Raw genomic sequence first — 20423 nt, 5'->3', positions numbered from 1 at the left:
CTTACTCTTGGCTTGCATTAGTAAGTGCTGGATTGACGCGTACAATAACGCTCATACCTGAGCGAATACGTGCATCAGGAGTCGTCGGACGTGCCTTTACTTCAAAGGTACGTACATCGAATCCATCATCATTATTGGTCGGCCGCCAAGTGGCAAAGTCAGACAATGTTGACGTAGCATAAACGGTGAACTGTTTGGTATAAGGCTTATTTGCTGATGACAGCGCAGGAATCGTACCAGTAAATTGCTGACCAATCGCAAACTGGTTTAAGTAGGATTCGGTGACATTAAGTACGACCCACTGCTCATCGGTATTGACCAACGTCAAGATAGGCACGCCTTGTCCGATGACTTCACCCGCGCTAACAATGACATTGTCCACAATGCCTGCAATAGGGCTTTTTAAATTGGCTTCTTCTTTTGCCACCAGTGCTTCTTCTAGTTGGGCATCGACTTGTGCTACTTGTGCTGTCGCCGCTGATTTATCTTCACTGCGTGCGCCTTCTTTTGCCAAATCGTATTGTAAGCGCGCCGCTTCAGTTTGATCTTGAGTGGCCAGATATTGCGCATATGCCTCATCGCGTTTTTGCCGTGCCATAAGACCTTCTTCATACAGGCGGTTGACACGCTGGTAAGTGTTCTCCGCCAAATCAGAAGCAGCTTTGTTGGCTTGCCACGCCGCTTTTGCTTGAGCGATCTCTTGTGGACGGGCGCCATTTTCTGCTTTATCTAACTGACTTTGTGCCATTTGCTTGCCAGCAAGCGCCTGATTGATCTTTGCGTTAATCTCAGGCGAGTCCATTTCAATCAGCTGTTGCCCGACCGTCACCGCATCACCTTCTGTGACCAGAATTTTGGCAATACGTCCCGGTACTTTTGCAGCGATGGAGGTTTGCTGCATCTGCATCTGCCCTTGCAAAGTCACGACTTCAGGCTCGCTATGCTGATTACTTTTATATAGACCATAGGCAATAACACCTAATACAATCAGAACCAATAGCGCCAGAAGTGCCTTTTTTATCATGGCAGATTTATCCGCTTTTTCTGCATGGCGCTTATAAGTAGGCACTGCTTGCTCATTTTCAGCATCAGTTGCTTGATCGTTATGGTTATTGACTGAGTTGGTAGATTGCTCTGAGTCGTTTAACTTGCGCGAGTCGTCTGATTCGTTTGTAGATTCAGTCATGACAGTGAGATTCCTAAAGCAGCAAAATTGAGGATAAAGGGTATGTTATTAGTACATTCGTACAGCATAAGGTTTGGCGCTTTCTAAGGCTTCAGAATTAAAAATCGCACCAAAAGCGACGATAAATGCTGAATAATAAAGCCAAAGCATAATGACCACGGCAGCTGAAAGCGCGCCAAACTCAGCGCTATAGTTATTAAAGTTTTGCACATAAATCGAAAATAGCACAGACAATACAATCCAAAGAATGGTCGCCAAAATTGCTCCTGGCACCAGTTTTTTTAGCGCGACGGCGTCACGGTTTGGGGCTAGGCGATAGAGACTTAAAAAGCTTAAAAATATGATGCCAGCCAATATAGGCCACCTGCTCCAAAGCGCAATCGTTTTAGCTATTTGCGGGAAGGGGAAATAGGCTGCCCCTACAGGAATAATAGCAATAGAAGAGACCGCTATAATCAAGATTACTACCGCGCCAAAGGTTAAGCTGACTGCTAAAATGTTACCTTGTATGAAGTTACGCTCTTGAGTAATATGAAAGGCAAGATTGATAAGAATAATTAAAGATTTAACACCTTTAGAGCCAGCATAAAGGGCGAGTAAGGTCGATAAGACAAGACTGAACGTGAGCGTGGATGTGGTATTAGAGACCAATGCGCTTAGGCGTGAATTGAGGACTTCATACACCGTATCAGGTATAAACGGACGCAAAACCGAGATTTGCTCTTGCATCTCAGCTGGTGAAAACGCGAGACCATAAAGCAGCACAAACACCGCCATTACTGGAAAAATTGATAAGAAACCAAAAAATCCCACGCTCGCGCAGTGTGACCAAACATTAGAGTTGTTCGCAATACGCCACGTCTTTAATGAAGGCTGCAGCCAGTTATTTATTAATTTAGAAGTCGGGTTTTTCATAAAACAGTATTCACAATAGAGTTAGCAATAGTATGGTTATTGACAGCTTTATGATAATTAGTATGGTAAGGCTACTATAATAGTATTGCGGCGTTAACCTCGCTTGAGGTATCAAATATACCTCTTCGCTCAGCTGCCTTGTCATACTTTCAAATCGAATCAACTATATAAACGCTTATCCACACTATCTATATTTTTCAAATTAAATCATTACTCAGTATACAAAGTCGGTAATCGAATATCAGCAGCATTAAGATAGGCATTAAAGGCAAGAGGTGTACCACAGCTTTGCATGAGTGCGGCCAGCGATTGTACATAGCTGTTCGCCGCTTGCGCTTGTTCAGTACGTGCTTTAAGCGACTGCGTTTGTGCTTGGACTACCTCAATCGGTGTATTTACACCTTCTTGTAGCCCCAACTGGCGCAAACGCAATACTTCTGCGGCCAGATCTACATTGCTTTGTAATGCCTGATAACGAGATTGGGCATTATTAACATCGTGCCAGTTTTTTTCGACCAGTAATAATAAATTGTCACTGACTTCGATTTCAGACAGATCTGCTTGGCGTATTTTGGCATTACTCGATGCGAGTGATGCATTTTTATCAAGACCACCCCACAGCTTCCAGCTGGCTGATATACCGGCTACCCAACTGGGGTCTTTTTCAATTTGTCCGTAGCCATAGAGCATGACGGTAGGCTTGTGACCAGTATCTGATAGCGCATGTAGCTGCTCAGCTTGTGCGCGTTTGGCGGCGACTTTTTGTAGACCTGGGTGATTGGTGAGTGATAAATTTTGAAAATAGTTTACATCGGGTAAAGGACGGCTAGAGACGAATAACGGTGTCGTGGGTTTGATACGATAGTCGGTACGCAATAGCCGCTGTAAAGCCATCATCGCAAGACGAGCATCGTTATTGGCATTGACGGACTCACTTTTTGCATCGGCAAGCGCAGATTGTGCTTCTAAGCGATCAACACGTGAGATAAAACCTTCTTCAAAAAGCCGCTGCGCCATATGGTCAGTCTGCTGCAAGGTATCATAAGCATCTTCACGTAAATAAGCGGCAATGATGGCCAGCTGTGCTTTAAAGTAACGCTCAATCAGGGTGTTATAAAGCTCGTTTTTATCCAATAGACTGTCTGCGACGGCTTCTTGGGTACGGGCATTGGAAGCACCTGTCAAAGCGTTAGTACGTCCAGCAGTATAGATGGGCCAAACCACACCCAGACCTGCACCAGCCGTTGAGCCTGAGCGCTTTAACTCATAAGAGTCTGGGATACGCTCGCCGACCAATTCACCAAAATTCGGCAAATCTGGTAATGGTGGAATAGGCGGAATCACATTCTCGACACCATTGTTAACGTCATTAACAATACCGTTTTTCAATGATGATAAGTCAAGATCCGCGTCTAAGTTGTAAGCGTTGGCTGATAATTGGGCAAACACTAATGGGTTGTCCAAGGTTTTAAGCGCATCCGTTTGGTATTCACTAGCCGCAATCGCCGCTTGATTGGCGGCCAGTTTCGGTGACACTTGCAATAAAATATTTTGAGCTTGCTCAAGGCTTAACAGGCTAGATACTGCTAATGGATAGCTATTATCAATACTTTTATGGGTAATGGGATCGATAAGCGTTGTTAAGCCAGTTTTTTGCTCGGCTTGACCCATGTCTGTATCTGTCGTTGACCTTTTATTTTGAATCTCGTTTTTATGAGCGTTGTTTTGAGCGCTGTCTTGAATGCTGCTTTGAGTACTGTATTGAGTGTCAGAGTCGATAATTTGCGTCACTGCAACGGCCGTGACCTCATTCGGTGACTCGATATTATGATCAGTAGCGCTTGCCAAAGCAGGCGCCGTTAAACCCATGAACGTAATCGTCATCACCGCAGTAGACAGAGTCGATAAAGCAAATTTCATAAGTCACATAAGCCATTAATTAGAATGCAAAGTATTTTAGAGTCAGGCAAAAAAGTATCAACTGTTGTGGTCAAACCCTGTTCAAACAGTTCAATATGGTCAACCATTAACAGAAGCCAATATTTTGTTATGGATAACAAGCGCTACACTGTAGTGGCACAATGGTGACGGGTCAATGCTCAGTATTTGCTTACTGTGCGTTGAATAAGCCATGATTTTATGTTAGAGGTCGGGTGTTAAGACAAATAATAACATCATTTGTTAATTAATAATAAAAGGTTTATCAAGTCATTAGCACTTAAATCGATTTTAGATCACTTTTAAAAGTTTTCAGCGATAATGATGGTTAGTGATGATTGTTGTACTACAAAGCAGTTTATAAACTATACATAATAGTGGTGTGTGCTATATTTCAGCACCTTATAGCGTTGAGCAAGATTAAAATGAACGGCATTTATTTTAACCGTCAGCAATTGCTCATTGGCGCAGTGCTAATGTAAATAAAACTGGCTATTGTGATAAGCGTTGCTCGCAAAAAGTATGTGCCATCAATAAAGACTCGACTATAAAATATAAATGTAAAAAATGAATGCGACAAAATAGGATGTGAGTAATGGCAGGATATATTTTGGCTTTGGATCAAGGGACGACATCGAGTCGAGCGATATTGTACGATGATCGTGCCCGCCCGATAAAAATGGCACAGCAGCCCACCACTTTACAAACCCCAAAAGCGGGCTTTGTCGAGCAAGACGCGCAACAAATTTGGCATACGCAGATTAGCTGTGCCCATGATGTGATTAATCAAGCAGGGCTACTTGCTACCGACGTCACCAGTATCGCGATCACCAATCAGCGTGAATCTATTGTCATGTGGGATAAACAAACGGGTAAACCTTTAGCCCCTGCCATCATTTGGCAAGATCGCCGTACGGCGAGCTACTGTAAAACACTCGCAGCTGAGGGTGCCAGCGGCATGATGAATGACAGCCATGATGATGTGGCAAGCGAAGTGCAACGCATTACAGGGCTACGTTTAGATCCATATTTCAGTGCCAGTAAGATCGCTTGGTTACTAGAGCACAATCCGAAATTGAGCGTACGAGCCAGCAGAGGAGAAATAGCGGTTGGTACTATAGACAGTTGGCTCATATATAAGCTAACTGGTGGCGAGCATGTCATTGATGTGACCAACGCTTCCCGTACTTTATTATATGATATCCACAAGCTTGAGTGGTCAGAAGAGCTGTGCGCCCGTTTTGCGATACCCATGAATATTTTGCCTAAAGTCCTAGCATCTGATGGTGACTTTGGTAAAACCAAAAAAGGACTGTTTGCCAAACAAATTCCTATTCAAGCGGTATTGGGCGATCAGCAAGCGGCACTTTTTGGACAAGGCTGCCTCGATGCGGGCATGGCCAAAAACACTTATGGCACTGGGTGTTTTATGCTGATGAATATTGGTCAAAAACCCAAACTGAGCGAGCATAAACTACTAACGACAATCGCTTGGCAACGAAAATCCACACCGACTCGTCCAGACAATTTATCGTTCGATCAAATTGTACAGTCAGGCAAACGCATGTTGCAGCCACCCAGAAAGAAAGTCACTTATGCTTTGGAGGGTAGTGTGTTTATGGCAGGTGCTATTGTCCAATGGTTACGAGACAATTTGGGTATGATTCAACACAGCAGTGAAGTCGAAGATTTAGCCCGCCAAGTTGATAGTAGTGAAGAGGTGGTGTTACTGCCTGCATTCACAGGACTAGGAGCACCCTATTGGCGCTCCGATATCAGCGCGAGTATTACTGGTATGAGCCGCGGCACAACTAAAGCCCATATTGCTCGTGCTGCGTTAGAGGCGGTTGCTTATCAAACTTATGATGTGCTCATTGCCATGCAAAAAGACAGCCCTCATCCATTAACTGAGCTAAGAGTAGATGGTGGCGCGGCCAACAATGACTTATTGATGCAGTTTCAAGCTGATTTACTCGATGTGCCTGTCCTGCGTCCGAGAGATACAGAAATCACTGCCAAAGGTGCAGCATTACTAGCAGGTTTAAAAACGGGGCTATATGATGAAGGGACGATGCAAGCATCATGGCAAGTCGATCGTATTTTTGAACCCCAAATGTCCAGTGATATCCGTGAACGACATCTGAATAAGTGGCAACGAGCCATCGATAGAGCACTGACATCCTTATAAGTATTGAATAAACACGTTAAAATATTGTAACAACTCAATGAAAAATTACTTAAAACAGCTTCACTGTCCTACAAAATCATTATAAAGATACAGGCTGTAACGCAAGGCAATCGCAATCTGGACACAATTTACACAACCTATCTATCTGTTGTTATCCATAAATTTCTATACTTTAGGCGACTCAAGTAACACATGATTCGAGTAAGACTGCTAATTTTTAGCACTTAATAAATCTAAAATATAACAAATTAATTTAAGGATAAAATTATGAGTAACTATGACGGTATTGATCGCAGTGAAGTAAAGCATATGTCAAAAGAAGCTAAGCAGGATCTGAATGCTGATATCATTACAGGTGAGCCAGGTTCGCATCCAGTAGGCACAGCTATTGGTGGTCTTGGCGGCGCAGCAGCGGGTGCAGCAATCGGTACAATGGCAGGACCACTTGGCACACTTATTGGTGGTGCGATTGGTGCTATCGTTGGTGGCGGTGCAGGACATGCAGCAGCAGAAGCAATTGATCCAACACGTGAAGAAGCTTACTGGCGTGCAGAATATGCAAATGTTGATTATTACAAAGAAGGTTATGACTTCGACCGTGATCTACATCCAGCTTATGCAGTAGGGTACGCCAACCGTGCTCGTTATCCTGCGGATGCACGTTTTGAAGACCATGAAGCTGAATTAGAGCGCTCATGGCATGAAGTAAAAGGTGAATCACGCATGGAGTGGGAAGAGGCACGCAAAGCATCGTATGACGCATGGAATCGTGTATCTTAATAAGCGAAACTAACAGCACATTTGATTTAAGTAAGTAGACAGTATATAAGCTTACTACCTTATCACTGGGCTTAGTCTGATTGTAGACTTGGGTCTGCTGATAGACTAAATACTTTCAATTTATGCTATTTTAAAGTCTTCAAAGATTTCTTTGGAGGCTTTTTTGCTGTATATTACTAAGTATGAATATATTAAACAGCCAATCATCTTTGGAAGCAATATTCTAGAATAAAAATGATAGGTAATCTATGAACAATAATGCGGAAGCTAAAAGCGCCAGACAATTCTATATCGCCACTGCCAACTTGCTCAATTTTGCCAACCCTAACCGAATTTATTATGACAATGCGCCAGCTTACAGTAACGATGAATACGAGCACAAGCTAAGCGGCATCACCGATTTATTAGCAAAAGCACATGCTGATATTATTGCGGTGCAAGAAGTCTGGGATAGTAATGCGCTTGAAGCGTTGGCGGTGTCGTTGGGATTTAAGCCCGAGCATGTTGTTGTTCCGCTGGCAAGTAACGACCGTTCAAGCCCTTATACCCATGGCAAAGGGGCACAAAACACTCCTGCTGTTGGTATTATTAGCCGTTTTGAGCAATTAGAAAGCCGCTTGCTTGAAGATATTGCACCAAAGGCGGTGATTGATATCCCTGATATTGGTCCTTACCAGCGCTTTAATCGTCCACCATTGCTAGTGCGGGTTAATGCCTTTGGTCAACCGATAACGATTATTACGGCGCATCTAAAAAGCAAACGGGCATTTTTCTTGCGTGACGAAAGTGGCAATTTGTTAGAAGACATGGACGATCCAAATATTCGAGTCCGTGCCAAGCTCCGTAGTTTATGTATGCGCGCCGCAGAAGCAGCCTCTATTCGCATGTCTATTATAGAGCGCTTACATCATACTCGTGAGCCATTGATTTTGTTAGGTGATATGAACGATGTCACTGGTAGCGTCACCACCCAATTGATGGCTGAGACTGGTGAAGTTAATTATGACAAAGGTATGCGCGATGTTGCATTATTCGATGCTGCGCGTATCCAAGCACGCTATGGTTGGATGAAAGATGTGGCATATACCCATATATATCAAGGTATGCCAGAAGTGATTGATCAGTTATTTGTTTCAGAAGAGTTTCTTCCTGATAGCAAGTTTTCACTGGGTCAGGTTGAAAGAGTAGACTATTTCAATGACCATTTAAAGTGGGACTATACAGATAGGGTCATCGATCATGGTATTATAAGAGCGAAAATTAAACTCAATGATTAAATTTTTTACATTACGTGGTTAACGCTATTAAATGGTTGACCTATACATTATTTTTTAACCCATTTATCTCCCTTGCTTGATAGTGTACAAGCGTTTATGATGCCTCTCCATTAGACATAGTAGCGCTAATATCAGTGCTACATTATTAGCTAATAGGATGTAATTCTTCAATTTAGGGCGAATACTATCTATTGAAGATTATATTTATAAAATAGGGTGTAACATTAAGAGACTTATGATGAGCGAAAATAAAGACGAAAAGATTGAAGATGTGTTGGTAGATTCGGAACTGGCAAAAAAACTGGTACCGAATAAGTTCAAGTTTACCAGCCAACAAGGCCGTGCGCGCCGTCAAAAACTTTTGGCTGGTGCCAAGAAGTTAAGTGAAACACAACCTATCAATGACATTACTTTGGCGGCTGTATGTGAAGAAGCAGGCATTCCAAGAGCTTCTGCTTATCACTTTTTTCCTAACATCGAAGCGATATTTTTAGCATTGCGTTTTTTGAATGCTATCGAAATATTAGAAATAGTAGAAACAGTCGATATTGGTAATTATGACAGATGGCAGGGCTATTTGACGGCACTTATTGATAATTGTGTGACGATATTCCATAACGACGAAACCAAAGCCAAGCTCATTTATGACACGAACACGCCTGATTTTGAAGGTGATAGTTTTGGTGAAGATATCGATCATCAAATCGTCGATTTGGTTTATAAGCGTTTATCAGAGCGCTATGAGATGCCGAGTTTCCACGATATTCAAGACACGCTATTGATTGCTTATAGCATTATTAATGCGATATTCACATTGTCTTATCGTCGTCACCAAAGCATTACCAATGAATATATCCAAGAAGCAAACACTGCGTTTATCGCTTATTTGCGTTGCTATCTACCAGAAAAGCTACCGCGTAAGAATCGCTAGTTTTTTCGCTATTTAGATGATGCATAGACATTAGAGTGTGATTAACATGCTCTAATATCTGCTAAGTAAATACAAAAAAGCCGACATTATATGTCGGCTTTTTTGTATTTGCTGCCTTGATGAGCAGTGGTAATAATGGAATTAACGGATAGGCGTTAATACTTGCCCACGGCAACTATCAGCACTCGTATCTAATGTCTCATATTGCTTATAATAGCTGACGATCAGCTCTTCTAAAGCGACGTTGGTCTGTGAATCATGGGTATTGACGTATGCTTCGCGGGCTTGTTCAAGCCAACGATCTGCCATGCGGAAATGGATGCCTGATTCCCGCCAGCCGCGCTCGCATTGGTTCGTAGCGGCCCAAATTAAAGCGACCTCGCTGAAGGCTATCTCTCGTGGTGCTGACTCGATACCACCACTATCTTTTAGCGCGCTTAAGGTTGCCCATAGATCGGGGCGCATGAGAGCAGAGTTTGATGGTATGTCTTGAATAAGGTTGAGATCTTGTTCCTTGCCATTTCTTAAGGTAGTCAAAATCGTCTCTGCCGCCTGTGCGGCTTGCTGCCCAGCAGGTGAACGACTATTCATGCTGTTTTGATGGATGGCGTAGTTAAGCCAAGCCTGAGCTTTATAGGCAAAGTATTGTTGACGTGCGCTCATGTTTTTTTGTTGATACGCTTGTAACTCTGTCAACATACAGTTCATAGCACGTTGGCGCGTACTTTGGTATTTTGGGTGGTGAGATTGAGTTTGAACATCATTGGCACAGTGAGTAGCGTCATGGGTTACTGCCACTTCAGGAGTATGATGACTCGCCGATGCAACCGAGGTCATTGTCAGGAAGAAAACGGTTGATAATAAAGCCCTTATAGGCTGTTTATAATGGGCTGCTTTGTCGGCAGGATTAGGCATGATGCAAAACCTCATATTAAGCGGGTCAGTATCAATATTGGTATTGGTACTTGCGGTTTTCGGCGCTGATCTCATCGCTTATTAAAATATATCTGTCATATAATATGATGAACAGCGCGATAACGCCCGCATTGTCGTCAGATGATAACACGACAATGGGGATAAATTACAATGTAGAATGAGTCGTCAAACGCTGGTTCTTACGTGGATCATCACGTTTGAACAGGTCTTCGTCAAACTTGAAACGTAATCTAAAGTAAGCGCCTTCCATAGTGCTATCGTCATAAGCGATGTCTTCATCCTCAAAGCCCATGAAGTTATAACCTAGTGACAACCAAAGATTGGTCATTGGGCTATAGCCTACTTCCGCACCGAGCATATAAGACATATCATCTGCTTGTTTGTTCCAATAAGTGCCTGCTTGCAAGCCCACATCCCAGCGCTCACTGATGTCATATAGACCACGAGCATAAAGCGCATGGGCTGTATTGTCGCTACTGATATTATCAGCATCAAACTGAGTATATTTACCCGCATAACGGCCTGATAACGTCAACGGACGCGTTGGATGATAGTTACCACTCAATGACCAGATAACGGCGTCTTTTTGATAGGCGTCATCGCCAGTACTGTTATCATCTAAGCGATACTCAAGCTTGGCTAACATGTCTAACTGATTGCTATCATAATCACGATAGGCAGCTCCTAGCTGGAAACGATTAATCGTGCGATTGCCATCGTCATAATCGACGCGTGAGTAGATGTCCTTGGCCAACAGAGTTACATCGTCGGTATAGCGATAAGCAATACCAGCGCTACCTAGCAATGTGTCACTAGTCTCACCCCAACGCTTCTCAAAACGCGCTGAGGCTTTGTAATCTTCTTTCGCAAGATACTCTACACCAATGCCAGCTGCCGTTGCGGTGTTTTCGGTATCGCCCTCTAATGATTCAACACGCTCAAATAAAGTATTGATGGTTAAACCTTGCTGGACATACCATTTGTTCTTAAGACCAATGGCCGCTTCCGCTTCGCGAGCACTGATAGCATCGCGCATGCGGTATTCGCTATAGACTTTGCCATCTTTCATATAAGCGGCATCAAAACCAAATACGGTACGCTGACGTTCTTCAGTATCATCAAGACCATAGCTACCAGATAGACTGTTGATCAAGTCATGACGGGCGTATAGGCGGCCTAAACCACCTAGCGGCGTCTCGCCTCCGATGGAGGTGGCATTACGATTACTGTTATCAATATCTTGCTCATATTCTGCAAATACTAAAGAGTCATTGAGCTTGGGTAACCGTGCCGTGATACGAGCGCGGGCGGTAGTGCCTTCAATATCTTTTTCAGAATCACTGACATTATTTAGCGCCGATTGATTGATGATATCGTCATTAAAGATGGTGTTGTCAGTCACATCTACGACGTCTGTTACCGCTTGGATATTGCGTGAAGCCGCTGTCGCATCTTGCTTATAATAACGTAAGCCAATCTCGCCAACAATGTTGGTGCTCAAACGCTGTTCAATACTGGCTAAGACACCTTGGCGGCTAGCATCAGTGGTATGATCTTTAGTGCGTACGCCTTCTAGTTTTAGCGCGGTCTTTTTATCATTAATTAAATGAGTGACTTCGACGCCCGATTCAGCGCGCCCAGCAGTCTGCGGCGAGGCACCAGTCACGAAACCTTCGTCAGTATCGTTATAATAAGCTTTGGCACGAGTGTTTTTCTTGTTATCAAAGTCAAGCTCGATACGCAAGGCATTACCTTCTGCGTCCTGACCGTCTAATTCTGTCGCATTGATTTGATTGCTTGGCTGAAAATTTGGATTCTCAGCTTTATTCATCGCGTATTCAGCGACCAGTTTTAGCTTATCGTTAAACTTGATAACGCTGTTGACACTGGCCAGCTCTTCTTTGTTAAGAGGGTCATCACTGTTGACATAGCTACCACCGATGGCGACTTTATCAGTCAACTGCTGCTTGGCAGCAATGCCACCGACCAAATATTTTTCGCCACCTTCATCTACTTCTACAGTGACTCGTAGATAAATAGGGTTGCCATCGATATCTTGGCTAGCGATAGGGGCTTTTAAAAATAAGCTGCGGCTGATAGGGTCAATTTCATAATCGGCAAAGCGGGTAAGGGTCTCACGGCTAATGATCAAGCCTGGATTGTTGGCGTCACGAGTGATCACTTCGACAGTTTCTGAGTTTTCTAATACGGCATCAAAGTTTTCAGCCAATGGATAAGGGCCTGAGATACCAAGACCACGAGTCTCATTGACGCGCTGGCTGGTACTCGTCTCCGCGACAAAGGCGGTAATGCGAGTATTGCTATCTTCATACTGGGCTTTTAGGCCAGTCAACGTACGGTTATATTGACCTAATTTAATACCTTCATCGTTATCGATTTGAGTTTTTAAATCGCCATACATAGCAAATGAGCGGCCCTTGTCCAAGCGCACATAGAGTTTGCTGGTAGATTGCGCATCAAAGCCTTTGGCTGATGAATCACCATAGACAGGATAGTATTCACCAGGCTCGATATCACGGAACAGACGCTCGCCTTTTTTGTCGCTGTCATAAGCCAAAGTGAGCAGATAATCGCCACGTACTTTGCCTTTAAGAAACATCGCGGCGCGACCAGAAGCGGTATAGTCATCGTTACCAGCGAAATCATTGAGCTCTTGCTCAAAAGCGCCTTGGGCGTCAGTAATGCTGCTGCCATCAAAGTCTTTAAGTGAGATCGCGCCTTCGACGATGCCGACGGCAATGAGAGGACGTAATTGCGCGGTAAATTGTAACGGGATAATCTGTTTACTGCTACCAGTGTCGATGACCAACTCACCTTTACCCGGTACACTCGGTGCAGTCACGGGTATGAGTAGCTCGCCACCTGAGACAATAACTTGCGTACCAGCTTGATCTTTACTGCTGTCATTAAGATTGATACGGCCGATATTGGTATCGATAGTAATAGGTGTCGAGGCGATATAAGGACGGCCATCACGGTCTTTTAGGCTAATAACGACTTGATAATCGCTAACGCCATCTGCCGGTACTAGCTGCGCTTGAGTGCGATAGTCAATGGCTTGTAAATTGTCTGGCGTTGATACTTTAATGGATTGCTCAGAGATAATTTTGCCATTCACGTCAGTAGCGACACCGCGCAAGATGTTGTTGCCACGATTTAAGTCGACGGCATAGTAATCAAAGGCAGTCACATTCTGTTTTTCTTGCTCAGCAGTTTTGCCGATTTGTTGTTCTGATACTGCTTCTCCATTGGCATATAGTGTAAATATTGAACCCAGTGGCGCTTGCACCTGTACCATTTGTTTATAAGTGCTGAGCTGTTGACCTTCGTTTAAATTGATAAAAGCCACGTCATTGTTAGCCACTTCTTTGAGATATTCTTCCAGCTCTTTTTCTACTGGCGGTGCTACCGTAGTGACGGTCATATCAACACGATTGGCGGCTGGATTGATCATCTCATTGACGATAGCAGAGTCACAGTTGCTGCCCAGATCTAAGTCGCCATTGATGTTGCAGCCACTGGCGTCTACATTATCATCGTAGTCACGATTGTAGTCAGGATCTAGGGTTAGCTCGGTTTTTACTGCTTGCTCAAGGCTATCATTCTTAGCGCTCACTGATTTGCTACGAGCGACAAGCTCTGTATTCAAACGCTCAGTGCTATCGCCCATATCGACAACGATACCGAAATCGGCACGATGTAATTCGCCATATTTCAAGTCAACGAAACGGCTGCCAGCATCGCCAGCATTGCGATTACCTTGGGTGACCATCTCGGTTGAGTGAGGGATGGTGGTGCGGTCAACTTTTAAGACGTGAGTTTTGGCACTGACACCATAGAAGTTATATTTACCTTCAGGATCAGTCACGACAAAGTTACCGTTTTCCATGTAGATACGCACGCCTGCAACGCCAAGTTCGCCATCTTCTTTTTGTTGAATGCCGTCACGGTTGATATCGTGGTAGACCTTACCGATGATGATGCCATCAGTATTCATGACACCGCGCTCTACTTCAATCTTCCACTGTGCTTCTCTTGAAACTAAGCTTTTACCTTGTTCATTGCTAGCAACGGCAGTCGCGCGGTTGATGCCATCACCGCCTAATGATGAGGCACCGATTAAGACACGATACGTGATTTTTTTACTTTCGCCATTTGCCATATTACCTAAATTTAGCACCTGATATTTACCATCAGCTTTAAACTCAGTGGTTTGCGCTTGGTCGATATTGATATCAGTAGTTTGGTTGACACGTACACTACCATCTACATAAGCAAAACCACGTGGTAGGGCATCTTTTAGTTGTACATCGTAAGCGGTAGAGTTGCCACTATTGGTGATATTGATGGTGTAGCTAACATAATCACCAAATTCAGCGCTTTTAACGTCGCTTTCTTTGGTGACGACTAAGCTTGGGCTATCATCGACGATATTGATTTGTGTATCTAAGTCATCGATACGTACGGTGAAGTCACCTTCGCTTGGTAGCTGCTCAGCGCCAGTGCCGACAGAAGGCGCGATACAGGCGTCTAGACTTGCAGTCAACGTATCATTTGCTAGAGTCTGAATAAATTTGTCATTGACAGCGTTGGCATTGTTTTGTGTTGGTGCTGATAGCTGATATTTACCAGTACTATTGCCCGTCTCAATCGCTTTCAATGCGTATTTGTCACCCGTCAACAAAGAAGTAATCGTGACCCATACTTGATCTGGCTTATCTAGCTGAACGTTACACTGCGCATAGCTGGCATCGATATAGACGTTTTCCTCGATTTGCGAGGTGGTTTTGTTTTCGTCAAACTTAGGCGTTGTAAATTTGATTTCAGGCTCAACGATGATCAGTCTATCAATCGCGTTGACACTCGATACGGATGGGTCTTCTAGAACGACAGCGCCAATTTTAATATCTGCAGTATCGCCACTTTTGCCGTTAGCATCTGATAAAGCTTGCACGATAAACTGGATACTTTCACTGTGTCCAAGTTTGATTTGTGCGCTTAAATTATCGAAAATAACTTCAGTATCACCACTATCAACGACGCCGTTTTTATTTAAATCTTGATAGACTTTCAAGTTTGAGAGCGTTGGAGATACAGCTAATGTTAGCTCAACAGTCTGGTTGCTATAGCTGGTATTGCTTAGGACGTTTACCCAGTTGACCAAGGCGTTAGGCATAACGGTAAGTAACGGCTGTTGAGTAAGTTCAATACCGTATTCAGGAAGGTCTGAGGCTTTGACTTGTACTTGGTTTGAGGTGCTAGATATTGCGACCTCATTTTGATTGCCAAGGTTATAGCTAGCGTTTGCAATATTGTTGATGATTTGCAGATTAGGGTTTGCTGCATCAGCTGCAATCGCAATATTTGATTGCATAAGCAACATTGCTAATGACAGCGCAGAGATCTTCGCTGAACACAATGCAGTACGATTAGACGGTGTCATGGTAGATAGAGTCATATGTCGCTTATCCAATAAAATATCAGTGAGGGTAAGGGTAGAGATTCTCTAGCTTGAATAATGAAAAGTGATTAATTCAAGCTAGAGGGGATCTATAAACGTCTATTGAGGCTTATAGATTTAGAACCGAAAATTATTTATGGTGTAGTAGTACGAGCATTTTTAATCTTAACTTTAAAGCTTAAGCTAGCAGTACCTTGAGGAGCTAAAACATCTGTACCAGACATAGCGGCAGTAATAGCAGTAGCATTTGCAGTGGCGTCACCAATAGAAGAGCTGGTAGTAGCAGAAGAAGCAGCCGTACCACTTACATAATCAGCACCAGCTGAGAAGTTAGAAAGTAAATCTGTTATGGTTAAGCCTGTGATATTAAAGCCAGAAGCCGCTTTTGAATCTGCAGTTTGAATAGCCGAGGAAGTATTAGTCGCATTAATACGATAAATAATACATTGATCAGGTTTCGCACCAGTTATCGCATCTTTACTAAATACAGCTGCAGAAAAGGCGCCTGTACATGTTGCATCTAGTGCTTGAAACTTCTCTAAAGTTAACCCTTTGACATTAGTTTTATCTGTAACTGTAGTAGCAGTAGGAGCACCAGTACCAGTAGGGGTTAAAGTTACGATAGTATTTTCGCTGCTACCTAAAGCTGCAGCTGTAGTAGCATCTTTAGGATTAGTTACATTGCCTGATGAAACGTTATAACTAATCGTAAATGTACCACCATTAGGAATACCACCATCAGGTAAAGTAGTACCGTTAAGAGAGTATGTATTACCACTAGTAGTGGTAGGTGAAATACTTCTTGTAATTGATGTTGTTGAACTGGCAGGCGGATAAGTGATACTGACAGGACCAATGACAGGTCTGACCGCAGTATTCAAACTATCATCTGCAATAGTGAAGTTTAAAGGGTTAGCATCAGTACCTTCAGTGTCTCGACCGGTATTAGTGATAATAGTCGTGTGCGTAGCTTGACTAGTACTACCTGAGGCAGGTGAAATCTCTCTTACTGTTGGATTACTTAATGCCAATGCACGCTTAACCGTTAATAGTGGCTGCGTAGAATCACCACCTGTACCAGTTGGATTAGAACCATTGATGTTTTCTACATCATCACCTGCTGGGTAATAGGTAGCAGTATTTTCATTTGCGCCTCCATTCTCAGTACTATCTTTGATAGTGACATTACCTACAGGAGCCTCTACATGAGCGTGGTTGATGAGAGGCGAAGCAAGTGTCTCCAGGTCATCTTGTAAAACTCTGAAAGTAACGGTAACGATTGCACCAACTGGCAGATTTACATTGCCAATCTCAAAGCTATCAATAGCATTACTTGTACTATTACTACTTGTAGTAGCAGTATTACCTATTGTTCCCTTCGTACCACTTGGAACAAGCAATCCTGAGTTATCAACAGTAGTAACTATTGAACCTGATACCAATTTTAGACCTGCTGGTAAGCTATCAATAATTTTTACATTAGTGGCATCAGTAGCGTAAGCAGAATCCTTATTGTTTTTGACTGTAATAGTATAGGTTGCCTCATCAGTCGGATTGCTAAGATCTAATGTTTTAGTTACTCTCTTCACAATACTGAAAACAGGAAGTCTAACAATACTCTGGTTCTCATTTGTAAGTATGGTTCCAGTACCAATGAAAGCACTTGAAGCTGTCAAAGTACCTACACCTATCTGACCACCAATTTGATTTGCACTAGGTACAGGTACCTGATAAGACAAATCTGCAGTTAAACCTGGTGCCAATTTAATAGTGCCACCACTGGTTATGTTTCCAGCCACCACTGTAAGTCCCAATGCTTGTCCTTCAGCTAAGGTTAGAGCGGTACCATCTGAAGTGCGTTTGATCACAAAGGCGATACTATCGTTGTTAGCTTTAAAAAGATAATTTTGACTTGCTGTAACAAGGGTAGCGTCATCACTAGCTAGAGCTCTAACCGTATAAGTATCAGTCACGTTACCAGTGTTGCTCAAAGAATGAGTGAAAGTATTTGTACCACCAAGAGTAGCTGCCTGATTTGAGTTTGTATTATTATTATTATCATTGTCGACAATAGTAGCTATTAGTGAGAAGTTAGCCGTTTCATTAACATTAACTGTGACAGTATTAGAAGTAACCGTAGGTTGAACAACAGTACCAACGCTGTAGCTTGCGGTTGCTACGTTATTAATAGCCCCTGCAGCCTTGGTTGTATCAGTAGCCGTAGCCGCCATAGCCCCAGTAGAGATACCCATTACCGCAGCAACACCAACGGCTAACAGGCTATAATTAAAATTATTTGATTTCATATAGATATCCTAAAATTAGAAGAGCAAGATTTTGTGAGTTGAAGGAGAGGTCTAGTTGACGATCGTGTTAAGTGCCACGGCGGCAGACTTCTGTGCTGGTAGTAACTTGATATTCCAGCGAAGGGTACGGTATTCAGAAAACGGAATTTTGACCATTTTGCCATCGACTTTACGCATCAGTGGCATATCAGCATAGTTCTTGCCATCGATACTGGCTTGAGCACTGGTAGGATTAGCTTCACCAGTGAAAGCCATATTGGCAGGGATAGGCAATACGACCGCCAGATCTTGGATATCTTTGTTAATAATATTGCTGTATGTTGCCTTATACTGAATGACCGTACCCGCTGGAGCATTACGAACTGGTAGATAAGAGATCTTACCTTCAGCGTTTTTGGTGACTTGATTGGCTGTTAAATCCATTTTTAAAGCATCATTGGCATGAGCAGTACTTAGTGCTATTACCGACGCTAAGCTTGCTAATATGGCACTGCGTAAAAAATTAAAACCTTTCATATCGTATTCCTTGCTTAAACCATTATTATCAAGTCAATCTTGACTTCGTCCCATGCAATGTAAAAACTGCAATCAACTATGAATAAGAGATGCTGACAAAGTTAGAATTGTTCCTTAATGTGATTGTCACGCAAACAATACAAATATTCACCACAAAAACGACAAATGGTATTTTGGAGTACACAAACGGTAAAGGCCCTATCTACAGAGATAGGGCCTTTGTCAGTAAAAAATATTCTTTAGAGTTGATAATATAGCAAGGGGAAATAGTTACTAAGGATTCACAGTAGTGCCGTATTTGGTATTGAAATAAAAATCACTCTTAGTATTTTTTTGCAATATCAATGCAGTAGTTTTGACCGTACCATTCAAACCAAGAGCGACACTATCAGTAGCATAACTGCCATTATTATCGGTAGGCGCCACACGTATAGACGTTACCTGTGCATTATTTACCCCTTTCTTTTGAAGCACATCACTCATGATAAAGTCATTAATAGCAAGATTGGCGCGATTGGTCGCGGTTATCTTATAAGCAATACACTGCTGCGGAGTGATATTATCTTGGATAGGATCCATACTGAACCCAGTTCTTGGATCGCCAGTCATCGGAACTGAGGCGTAAATTAAAGTACCGGCATTGCAATCATTTACAAACTGGTACTTCTGCAGAACCAAAGCTGCATTCGCAGCGATGACTCTACCAAAGTTGTTATTAGGATAATTATAAGTGGTTGCTGAGAAACCAACATTTCTGCTCTCACTACTAGTGCGAATAGGATAAGTAGCCCCTGTTCGACTCTCTACCAAACAAAGATTAGTATTATTAGCCAGTGTTGTTTTAGGAATACTGATTTGATACTCACCGACAGAAGCCCCGTTTCTAATTACCGATTGGGTTGGATAAGTAATAGAGTTGTTTGCACAATTGGCTAATCTTACATTACTCCCACTAATACCTAATTCCTGAGGGGTATTAAATACACCGTTAAAGTAGTTTGGTTTATTAAAATAGGTACCACTAGTAATATTGGCGTTATTAGCATCAGCTTGGGTATCAGTAATACCACCGTTATCATCAAATACTGTACCAGAGAATATATACTGAGGAACATAGCAGTAATTGTCTACGCGAATTTGTATTTCTTGATTAGTCGGGTCATTTTTAACATATATAGGATTATTGGTGTAACGCAATGTCACTTCACTGACAGCTTGAGAAAATTGTATAGAGCCTTGACAGCGTGTATCTAAATCTCTTGATGGGCAATTGAAGGAAGTGTTGTTGTTTAATCCTGCAGAGTATATGACATTTGAACCTGATATTGTTTGTACTGTGCCATCAATAATAGAGCCAGATTCAGTAGTACCTGTAATGCGTACATAGTCATCGAATAAATTATTACCAGAATTTGAATAGTCAATATCAAATGCACTCACAGCTACGTTGGTCAAATAGAGAGGCTGTTGGGTCGTTTTATTACGAAAGCTTAGTGTAATATCTGTATATGCAGTTGGAGTAGAAAAGTTTCTACCAATATTTATAACTCTATACTGGCTAGCATCTATAATGCTAAAGTTATTATTAGTATTGCTAGTGCTAGATTCGCTAAGATCCATTTTCATTTGTAGTGGAATACTATCTGAAGCATTACCTGCGACATTAAAGTAATTATTATTGCTGCTACTTAAAAATAAATTGGTATAGTCGCTATCTGTCAGTTTGTCTTTTGAAAAACCAGCAGGACAAACTGCGCCTGGATTATCAACTCTTGCAGAGGATATATTACTAACCAACATTAAGCTCATAGCGGCTATCAATGCCAGTACCCGATATATATGTTCACTGAATAGTTGTGAAATTATTGAATTTAGAACGTATGGCATTTTATGCATATGGTTATCCCTATAAGAAGCTAAAACTTGCTATAAGCGTTTAACTAGTTCTCAATTATTTCACTAACTAAA

General features: G+C 42.5%; 12 protein-coding genes. 4 read left to right on the top strand and 8 right to left on the bottom strand.

Annotated elements, in window-relative coordinates; all coding sequences use genetic code 11:
- Position 1: 1 nt before the first annotated feature.
- The 3 genes from JMV76_RS02280 to JMV76_RS02270 all read right to left on the bottom strand — a co-directional run bounded on the left by JMV76_RS02280 (position 2) and on the right by JMV76_RS02270 (position 4021).
- Complete coding sequence (locus tag JMV76_RS02280) at positions 2 to 1186, bottom strand: HlyD family secretion protein (RefSeq protein ID WP_201501462.1); 1185 nt, start codon at positions 1184 to 1186, stop codon at positions 2 to 4.
- A 48-nt stretch (positions 1187 to 1234) separates the two neighbouring features.
- Positions 1235 to 2101, bottom strand: coding sequence for a YihY/virulence factor BrkB family protein (locus tag JMV76_RS02275; RefSeq protein WP_201501461.1), 867 nt, complete (start codon positions 2099 to 2101; stop codon positions 1235 to 1237).
- A gap of 210 nt (positions 2102 to 2311) precedes the next feature.
- A complete protein-coding gene (locus tag JMV76_RS02270) occupies positions 2312 to 4021 on the bottom strand; it encodes a TolC family protein (RefSeq protein WP_201501460.1) in 1710 nt (569 codons plus the stop codon).
- 613 nt (positions 4022 to 4634) lie between these two features.
- Here JMV76_RS02270 and glpK point away from each other — a divergent pair.
- The 4 genes from glpK to JMV76_RS02250 all read left to right on the top strand — a co-directional run bounded on the left by glpK (position 4635) and on the right by JMV76_RS02250 (position 9215).
- Complete coding sequence (glpK, locus tag JMV76_RS02265) at positions 4635 to 6227, top strand: glycerol kinase GlpK (protein ID WP_201501459.1); 1593 nt, start codon at positions 4635 to 4637, stop codon at positions 6225 to 6227.
- A 267-nt stretch (positions 6228 to 6494) separates the two neighbouring features.
- Entirely contained in the window at positions 6495 to 7007 is a 513-nt protein-coding gene (locus JMV76_RS02260) for a hypothetical protein (RefSeq protein ID WP_045446919.1), read from the top strand.
- Between the two features lie 248 nt (positions 7008 to 7255).
- Positions 7256 to 8284 (top strand): endonuclease/exonuclease/phosphatase family protein, encoded by a 1029-nt coding sequence (locus JMV76_RS02255; RefSeq protein ID WP_201501458.1) that lies wholly within the window; start codon positions 7256 to 7258, stop codon positions 8282 to 8284.
- 238 nt (positions 8285 to 8522) lie between these two features.
- Positions 8523 to 9215 (top strand): TetR/AcrR family transcriptional regulator, encoded by a 693-nt coding sequence (locus JMV76_RS02250; protein WP_055124242.1) that lies wholly within the window; start codon positions 8523 to 8525, stop codon positions 9213 to 9215.
- Positions 9216 to 9356: 141 nt separating this feature from the next.
- On the opposite strand, the gene JMV76_RS02245 is transcribed toward JMV76_RS02250, so the two are convergent.
- From JMV76_RS02245 to JMV76_RS02225, 5 genes are all read right to left on the bottom strand, one after another.
- The gene (locus JMV76_RS02245) at positions 9357 to 10130 is read right to left on the bottom strand and encodes a hypothetical protein (protein WP_201501457.1); all 774 of its coding nucleotides are present in this window, start codon (positions 10128 to 10130) and stop codon (positions 9357 to 9359) included.
- 166 nt (positions 10131 to 10296) lie between these two features.
- Complete coding sequence (locus JMV76_RS02240) at positions 10297 to 15630, bottom strand: SdrD B-like domain-containing protein (protein WP_201501456.1); 5334 nt, start codon at positions 15628 to 15630, stop codon at positions 10297 to 10299.
- Positions 15631 to 15767: 137 nt separating this feature from the next.
- Positions 15768 to 17939 (bottom strand): DUF11 domain-containing protein, encoded by a 2172-nt coding sequence (locus JMV76_RS02235; RefSeq protein ID WP_201501455.1) that lies wholly within the window; start codon positions 17937 to 17939, stop codon positions 15768 to 15770.
- 51 nt (positions 17940 to 17990) lie between these two features.
- Complete coding sequence (locus JMV76_RS02230) at positions 17991 to 18455, bottom strand: hypothetical protein (RefSeq protein ID WP_201501454.1); 465 nt, start codon at positions 18453 to 18455, stop codon at positions 17991 to 17993.
- Between the two features lie 273 nt (positions 18456 to 18728).
- Positions 18729 to 20351, bottom strand: coding sequence for a hypothetical protein (locus JMV76_RS02225; protein WP_201501453.1), 1623 nt, complete (start codon positions 20349 to 20351; stop codon positions 18729 to 18731).
- Positions 20352 to 20423: the final 72 nt, after the last annotated feature.

The sequence above is a fragment of the Psychrobacter cibarius genome (assembly GCF_904845955.1).
GTDB classification, from domain to species: domain Bacteria; phylum Pseudomonadota; class Gammaproteobacteria; order Pseudomonadales; family Moraxellaceae; genus Psychrobacter; species Psychrobacter cibarius_B.
The sequence above is the reverse complement of the archived record's forward strand: the minus strand, read 5'-3'. Positions and strand labels throughout refer to the sequence as shown.

Coding starts and splice junctions, on each gene's coding strand:
- JMV76_RS02245 (WP_201501457.1), bottom strand. CDS start 10,130: ATGCCTAATCCTGCCGACAAAGCAGCCCATTATAAACAGCCTATAAGG.
- JMV76_RS02230 (WP_201501454.1), bottom strand. CDS start 18,455: ATGAAAGGTTTTAATTTTTTACGCAGTGCCATATTAGCAAGCTTAGCG.
- JMV76_RS02275 (WP_201501461.1), bottom strand. CDS start 2,101: ATGAAAAACCCGACTTCTAAATTAATAAATAACTGGCTGCAGCCTTCA.
- JMV76_RS02235 (WP_201501455.1), bottom strand. CDS start 17,939: ATGAAATCAAATAATTTTAATTATAGCCTGTTAGCCGTTGGTGTTGCT.
- JMV76_RS02270 (WP_201501460.1), bottom strand. CDS start 4,021: ATGAAATTTGCTTTATCGACTCTGTCTACTGCGGTGATGACGATTACG.
- JMV76_RS02240 (WP_201501456.1), bottom strand. CDS start 15,630: ATGACTCTATCTACCATGACACCGTCTAATCGTACTGCATTGTGTTCA.
- JMV76_RS02255 (WP_201501458.1), top strand. CDS start 7,256: ATGAACAATAATGCGGAAGCTAAAAGCGCCAGACAATTCTATATCGCC.
- JMV76_RS02250 (WP_055124242.1), top strand. CDS start 8,523: ATGAGCGAAAATAAAGACGAAAAGATTGAAGATGTGTTGGTAGATTCG.
- JMV76_RS02225 (WP_201501453.1), bottom strand. CDS start 20,351: ATGCATAAAATGCCATACGTTCTAAATTCAATAATTTCACAACTATTC.
- glpK (WP_201501459.1), top strand. CDS start 4,635: ATGGCAGGATATATTTTGGCTTTGGATCAAGGGACGACATCGAGTCGA.
- JMV76_RS02260 (WP_045446919.1), top strand. CDS start 6,495: ATGAGTAACTATGACGGTATTGATCGCAGTGAAGTAAAGCATATGTCA.
- JMV76_RS02280 (WP_201501462.1), bottom strand. CDS start 1,186: ATGACTGAATCTACAAACGAATCAGACGACTCGCGCAAGTTAAACGAC.